Genomic DNA, 1789 nt, shown 5'->3' on the forward strand with positions numbered 1-1789 from the left:
CGGAGCGTTCTCGAGGTCGTGATGGACGACGGTGACGACGATCTGGGTGTCGTTCTTGTAGCCGTCGGCGAAGAGCGGGCGGATGGGGCGGTCGATCAGGCGGGAAACCAGCGTTTCCTTCTCGCTAGGACGGCCCTCGCGCTTGAAGTAGCCGCCCGGGATCTTGCCGGCGGCATAGGTCTTTTCCTGGTAGTTGACGGTCAGCGGGAAGAAATCGAGGCCGGGCTTCGGTTCCTTCATAGAAACGACGGTGGCGAGGACGACGGTCTCGCCGTAGGTGGCGAGCACGGCGCCGTCAGCCTGGCGGGCGATCTTGCCGGTTTCCAGAACGAGCGGACGGCCGCCCCACTCGATTTCCACTTTGTGGTAGTTGAACATATCTTGTCCTTCATATGCGGAAAGGGTCGCGCTGCTTGATCATGCGCGGATGCCCTTTCCCCTGGCTTCTTTTCTCGGGCAGCCACGGGCAAGACAACGGGAAGCTCATGTCAATCTCGGCACGATGGCCGCACGAGCGTCCTGCAATCCTGCCCCATGACCGTCCATGGGCGGTTCCGAGTGGCCCTCTGCTTTCTCGAAACCGGGTGGCCGATCGATCCGAACGGCCTTGCGCATGACCCCGAAAGCCTCGGCTCTCGAAACGCGCCCTGCGCAAATGCGAACTTTGCGAAGCGTCCATTTGCGCATCCAAACCGATGCGCGGCGCTTCATTTCCCTCATTGGCGCACTGGAGAGATCCGATGCGCCAATGCGCGACCGGCGGGCTCTCCCGAGGAAAGCCCGCCGGTCAATTCGTCAACGGCGCAGACCGAGCTTCTCGATCAGCGTCTGATAGCGCGCGTCGTCCTTGCGCTTGAGATAGTCAAGCAGGCTGCGGCGCTGGGAGACGAGAGCGAGCAGACCACGGCGGGAATGGTTATCCTTCTTGTGGTCCTTGAAGTGGTCGGTCAGGTTCTTGATGCGCTCGGAAAGAATGGCCACCTGGACTTCCGGAGACCCGGTATCGCCCTTGGCGGTCGCGAATTCAGTCATCAATTCCTTCTTGCGCTCGGCAGTAATCGACATCGTGTTTTTCCTTATCTGTTGGAGGAAACGGGACGCCCTCAGCCGGGATGTCGTCCAGCAGGGGCCGGTGCAAGCAACGCGTCAGGGCGCGAAGCTGCCGGGCATATAGTGCAATTCCCCAGAAAACGCCAGCCCATTTCACGAGCCGGCTTGTCGCAGGCCTTTTGCAGTCAAACCGAAGATTTGCGTTCGACTACAACCACTTCTTCCATTTGAAGAAGGCAATGAGCCCGACAGCAACGAGGCCCATGAACACCAGTGCGGTGGGATAGCCGTAATAGGCTTTCAGCTCCGGCATGTTCCATGGCGATGTGTCAGGATCGAAATTCATGCCCCAGACGCCGACCAGGAAGGTAAGCGGCATGAAGATCACCGAGACGATGGTCAGATAGGAGATGACGTCATTGGTGCGCGCCTGGCTAAGCGACAGATGCATCTCGATCAGCCCAGTCAGCATGTCGCGCTGGGTTTCGACCAATTCGATCAGCCGCAGCGAATGATCAAGCGTATCGTTGAAGAAGACCTTGGTCTCCGCTTTCACGTAAGGCACGTCGTTGCGGATCAGCGTCGCCAGCGCATCGCGCATCGGCCAAAGCACGCCCTTCAACACATTGGCGTCGCGCCGCACAAGCAGCAGATGCGGCAGTTGCACGAGTTGCGGCGCGACGCCAATGTGTTGAAGGGCGTGCTTTGGCCGATGCGCGATGCGCTGGCGACGCTGATC

General features: G+C 59.9%; 2 protein-coding genes and 1 pseudogene. All 3 read right to left on the reverse strand.

Annotated features, from left to right (window positions below; genetic code table 11):
* A pseudogene (locus EN781_RS31780) lies at positions 1-378 on the reverse strand (polyribonucleotide nucleotidyltransferase); the annotation flags it as partial.
* Between the two features lie 417 nt (positions 379-795).
* A complete protein-coding gene (gene rpsO / locus EN781_RS31785) occupies positions 796-1107 on the reverse strand; it encodes a 30S ribosomal protein S15 (RefSeq protein ID WP_281033073.1) in 312 nt (103 codons plus the stop codon).
* 151 nt (positions 1108-1258) lie between these two features.
* A partial coding sequence (locus EN781_RS31790; RefSeq protein WP_281034413.1) for a CorA family divalent cation transporter occupies positions 1259-1789 on the reverse strand: 531 nt, incomplete at its 5' end.

This window comes from Mesorhizobium sp. M4A.F.Ca.ET.090.04.2.1, assembly GCF_003999085.1.
GTDB lineage: Bacteria > Pseudomonadota > Alphaproteobacteria > Rhizobiales > Rhizobiaceae > Mesorhizobium.